The organism is Roseateles sp. P5_B10 (genome assembly GCF_056400485.1).
The window spans coordinates 1-4,419 of the sequence record NZ_JBFULE010000440.1 but is presented as its reverse complement, the minus strand read 5'-3'; the positions used below and the strand labels follow the sequence as shown (position 1 = coordinate 4,419).

Sequence of the window (4,419 nt, the reverse complement as noted above, 5' to 3'; positions counted from 1 at the left end):
GCTCTGATTCATCGAATGCAGCGCCAGCAGCAGTTGGCCCGTTTCGTCCCGGCCATGCGACTTGATCTCCGAGGTCAAGTCGCCGGACGCAACGGTTTCGGCGACGTGCAGCGCCTCGGCGATCGGCCTCGTGATCGAGCGGCTCAGCAAGACGGCGATCAGGGTTGCAAGGCCCACGGCGACAGCCGATAGCACGATCGTGAGGATCTTCGCTGCAGCGGCGGTTTCCTTGGCCTCGGCGCCAAACTGCTCCATGCTCTCGGTCTGGGACCTGGCGAACTCCTCGACCGCATGCAGATAGACGCCTTGCACCGGCAGGATGCCGGTGATGAGTTCTGTGCGCCCGTCCTCGACCTTTCCGGCCTTGATCATTTCAATCAGAGGCGCCTGGTGTTCCTTGAATTTCGCCCGGCCGTCGACCAGCGCCTGCAAGGCCGCTCGGCCCCGCTCGCTGTGCACGGTAGCCGTCAGCTTCTGGATGGCGTCGTTCACCACGGGCACGGAGGCCTCGATCTTGGCCAGCTCCTTGTCGACAACCCCTTTGTCGGAGGCGATCAATGCCGTCCTGATGGCTCGCAGCTGCGCGTTCACCTCGTTCTCGATGAGGTGAGCCAGCGACACCTTGACGAAACGGTCGTGCAGGATGATTTCGGTGCTGCCATTCACCGCGTTGATCTTCGTCACGCCGATGATGGCCAGCGCGGCCAGCAACGCGATGACCATTGCAAATCCCGCTGTCAGACGGGTCCCAATCTTCCAGTCTGTCGCAGCTTTCATGGCCGCCTCCTGTTGGTATGAGAGAACTGGTCTGCATCGCCAGACCACCGATTTATACGACTACTTGAGCCCCAGTGCCCACGCGATGCCGCCCAGCACGTGACTTTGGAAGGCTGGCATGAGCCACACATGCTCGTTGTGGCCCAGCGCTGTGTAGAACACCCGGCCCTTGCCGAAGTTCCGGCACCAGGAAATCGGAAAGTGCCCGGGCGCGTGGGTGTTCGGATGCCGATCCAGCACGAGCAGATCGTGCACGCCAGCGGGGTCATGATTTTTGAAGACGTAGATCTCTTCAAGCTTGCCATCAAGGGTCCAGGTGACGGGCAGATGGCGGTTCGCCGGGTGCGAGGCGTCGCGGTTGAGGGCTTCRATGCTCACCTGCTCGCGGTGATAGTCGAACTCGCCGCCCAGCATGTCGATGTAGGGGCGGTAGGCGTGCAGGGTGTCGGTGGCGCTGTGGATGCCGATGAAGGCGCCGCCGTCCCTGATCCATTGGATGAAGGCCTCCTTGTCGGGCAGTGGCAGCTCGCCCGTGGTGCTGGCGAAGACGATGCCGTCGTAGCGCTTCAGCGCCGCAGGATTCAGCTTGCGCTCCAGCATGGTTCTGACCTGCTCGGCGTAGACCGCCGCAGCGGTGCCTTCGACGGGCGTGACGGCCGCCAGCTCCACGTCAAACGAGCCGGACGACTGTCCGAGCGACGCCAGCACGCGTTCCGCCGTCTCGATGGAGCTGTGGCGAAAGCCCATCGTCGTCGTGACGATGAGAAGCTTCTTGGGCGGCGCGGCCAGGGCGTCGGTGACCACCCCGCAAGCCATGGCGGCGAGGCATGTGAGCCAGATAAAGCATTTCATCGGTCAATCTCCAATTGGGTGAGATTCAGAGGCCGTCGTCCCCGCTCTGGCATCGGACGGTCTCAGCTTCGGCTTTCGGCGGCGGCGGCGGGCAGTGTGACCGACGCATCGAATGACAGCGCGGCGAAGGCGAAGGGAATGCGGCGGCGCAGCGTCATCCTGCACACCAGCAGGCCCATCACGAACGAGCAGGCGAGGCGGATGAGCGCCATCCAGAAACATGAGCATTACTCAAGGCCTCACCCGAGCTTCGCCCACGCGGCGTCGTCCGACCTTTGTAGGGCCGCGACGCCGACACGGCCAGCACGGGCGGATTCATAAGCTCAGCGGCGTGGCACCTGCCCTGTTGAAGGCATGACGCTGCCACCCATCAAGCCAAAGGAGATCCCCATGACGAAGCAAATCCGCACCTCCCGCCTTTTGTGTGCCCTCGCACTGGTCGGCCTTGCCGGCACGGCTTCGGCCAATCTGACCAAGCCGGTCTATTCGCAGGCCAAGGATGAGGTCAAGGCCATGTTCAAGGCTGAGCGCGACAAATGTGGCTCGCTGGCGGGCAATGCCAAGGATGTGTGCGTCGAGCGCGCCAAGGCTCATGAAAAGGTCGCCCTGGCCAACCTCGAATACCAGTACACCGGCACGGTCAAGGATCACAACGATTACCTGGAGTCCCGCTACGAGGCACGCTACAAGCTGGCCAAGGAAATGTGCGATGACAAGTCCGGCAATGCCAAGGACGTCTGCGTCGCCGAAGCCAAGGCCGAGCATGACAAGGCCAAGGCCGACCTGAAGGCCAACAAGAAGGTCGCCACCGCGCAGTCCGATGCGCTTGAGACCAAGCTGAAGGCCGACTACAAGGTCGCCAACGAACGCTGCGATTCGCTATCGGGCGACGCCAAGGACAGCTGCCAGGCCAGCGCCAAGGCCCGCTACTTCCAGTGATGAGGCGCCACCGCTGCGATACCGCAGCGGTGGCATGACGAAAAAACGCCGGCTCGAGAGCCGGCGTTTTCGCACCTGGAGAAACGTTCAATGCGCCGCACTGGCCGCGGCGGRCATGCCGTCCGCCACCGCGACCACGCGCCCTGCCTGCGGCAGAGTCAGGCGGTTATCCACGCCACGCACGCCCTGTGGGGCTCCGGCCAGCACCGTGGCGCGCTCCTTGGCGGCCGCATCGGGGGCCGGGCCTTCCAGACGCACGATGCCGCCTGTCGTCGTCACCTCAATCCGCGGCGCGCTGAGGGCCGGGTCGGCAGCAAGCGCCGTCTTGACCTTGAGACTGATGCCCGTGTCATCGATGGCCGTGCCAACGCCGTCCACGGCGCTGCGCGAGGCCTCGACGGCCGCGTTCTGAGAATCCGTGACCGTTTGACCGATGCGATGGCCGAAGTTGCGCACGCTCGCAATCGCGTCATCGAGCTGGGTGCCCGGGGTGCGGGAGTCTTGCAGGGTGGCAACGGTGATCGCCGTGATAGCGGCGCCCAGGCCCAGTGCGAGGAGCCAGGCGCCAGCGCTAGAGCGCCTGCGAGGTCTCTCGTCGTCGCGCAAGCGGCGTACGGGCGGTGCGACGGCAGGATCGGTGGACTCACCATAAGGCGGCAGACGGGCGCGCCAGTCGTCGGCGTGGGGGCTTGTGACGGGTTTCATGGCGATCTCCTGACGGGCCCGGTGGGCCTCACGCTGCAAGTCTGGCTGGCGGCCATGGCCCCACCCGTCAGCGAGTGCAGTCGCAGGCTGTAGGACCGCGCGCCACTGCATCGGCGCGTGCATGCGGGCTTCCCGTTGTCCGATAGCTGCTACTGCCGCAGGCCGACACCGCCGATGAAGCTCGCCACCCATCATCCGACTCATCAAACCTTGAAGTGCTGCGCCATGAATCTCCGCCTGCTCTTCCCGCTGCTCGGCCTGTCTCTCGTCCAAGGTGTTCATGCCCAGGGTGCGCCAGCCAGTAGCGGTATGGGCGCTGGTATCGGTCTGGCCAGCCAAGCGACGCCGCAATACGCATCGGACCCCGAGCTGAACTGGCGCGACCCGCAATGGCTCAGTCGCCAGCGCGAACGCTCGCGCTGGCGCTATCAGCTGGGGCTCGAACAGCAACTTCGCTCACCCGCGCAGCTCGGGCCGCAAGCCGCCGTGCGCGAGGCCCTGTGGGCTGGCGTCAGCTACAACTTCAACACCAGGTTGAGCGGCGGTGTGGAAACACCGGTCTGGCAGCGTGACAGCGGCTGGGCATCGCGCATGGCTTTCGAACGCCCAAAGGGAGAAGGCTTGACTGGCTTGCGCGGTGCGTTCTCGTACCAGCTGAGTTCACAAAGCCGGCTGACGTTGCGCCCGCAGGCCCGCCGCGTCATGCTTAGCTATTCAGCGACCTGGTGAACGGCAAAGCGGGCGCCTGAGCGCCCACCTGTCATCGACCGTCGGTTGGGTTGACTACGCCATCTGCGGAGATCGCCCGGCAGCCAGATCGGCGCAATAGTTGATCAGTTCGTCGAGCTGGCGGCACTTATCGAACACGCGCTCTGCGCCCAGTGTGGCGCACCGGCGGCGCATGTCCTCGGTCGCGTAATTGGTCAGCACGATGCGGCGCGCCGCCATGCCCAAACGCTGGGCCGCACGCAGCACGCCCAGACCGTTGCCGGAATTCAGGAAGATATCGACGATGACCACATCGGCCTTCTGGGCGGCCTCTCGGCTCATCCAATGCACGGCCGACTCCTCATCGCCGGCGCTGCCGATGACTTCGACGTTGGCCATTTCCTCGAGCGTGCCCGCCAGGTTCTCGCGGATAACCGG

At 64.7% G+C, this 4,419-nt stretch carries 7 protein-coding genes; 2 read left to right on the top strand and 5 right to left on the bottom strand.

The window, feature by feature from the left end; translation table 11 throughout:
* From AC1DU6_RS21410 to AC1DU6_RS21400, 3 genes are all read right to left on the bottom strand, one after another.
* Nucleotides 1–777: MCP four helix bundle domain-containing protein (locus AC1DU6_RS21410; protein ID WP_477859447.1), on the bottom strand; the 777-nt coding region annotated here is incomplete at its 3' end.
* 60 nt (nt 778–837) lie between these two features.
* Nucleotides 838–1,629, bottom strand: coding sequence for a ThuA domain-containing protein (locus AC1DU6_RS21405; RefSeq protein WP_457325840.1), 792 nt, complete (start codon nt 1,627–1,629; stop codon nt 838–840).
* A gap of 62 nt (nt 1,630–1,691) precedes the next feature.
* Complete coding sequence (locus AC1DU6_RS21400; protein WP_157281602.1) at nt 1,692–1,841, bottom strand: hypothetical protein; 150 nt, start codon at nt 1,839–1,841, stop codon at nt 1,692–1,694.
* A gap of 178 nt (nt 1,842–2,019) precedes the next feature.
* On the opposite strand from AC1DU6_RS21400, the gene AC1DU6_RS21395 reads away from it, so the two are divergent.
* Entirely contained in the window at nt 2,020–2,568 is a 549-nt protein-coding gene (locus tag AC1DU6_RS21395) for a hypothetical protein (protein WP_457325839.1), read from the top strand.
* Between the two features lie 87 nt (nt 2,569–2,655).
* Here the strand turns inward: AC1DU6_RS21395 and AC1DU6_RS21390 are convergent, their stop codons facing one another.
* Nucleotides 2,656–3,273 (bottom strand): BON domain-containing protein, encoded by a 618-nt coding sequence (locus AC1DU6_RS21390; protein ID WP_477859445.1) that lies wholly within the window; start codon nt 3,271–3,273, stop codon nt 2,656–2,658.
* Nucleotides 3,274–3,498: 225 nt separating this feature from the next.
* Here AC1DU6_RS21390 and AC1DU6_RS21385 point away from each other — a divergent pair, with 225 nt between their 5' ends.
* The gene (locus tag AC1DU6_RS21385; RefSeq protein ID WP_457323590.1) at nt 3,499–4,002 is read left to right on the top strand and encodes a hypothetical protein; all 504 of its coding nucleotides are present in this window, start codon (nt 3,499–3,501) and stop codon (nt 4,000–4,002) included.
* 54 nt (nt 4,003–4,056) lie between these two features.
* Here AC1DU6_RS21385 and AC1DU6_RS21380 read toward each other — a convergent pair.
* Nucleotides 4,057–4,419 (bottom strand): response regulator transcription factor (locus AC1DU6_RS21380; protein WP_477859443.1); only part of this gene is annotated, 363 nt, incomplete at its 5' end.

Bases quoted from the DNA above. Each gene is read 5' to 3' on its own strand.
- AC1DU6_RS21400 (WP_157281602.1), bottom strand. From the start codon at position 1,841: ATGGCGCTCATCCGCCTCGCCTGCTCGTTCGTGATGGGCCTGCTGGTG.
- AC1DU6_RS21395 (WP_457325839.1), top strand. From the start codon at position 2,020: ATGACGAAGCAAATCCGCACCTCCCGCCTTTTGTGTGCCCTCGCACTG.
- AC1DU6_RS21385 (WP_457323590.1), top strand. From the start codon at position 3,499: ATGAATCTCCGCCTGCTCTTCCCGCTGCTCGGCCTGTCTCTCGTCCAA.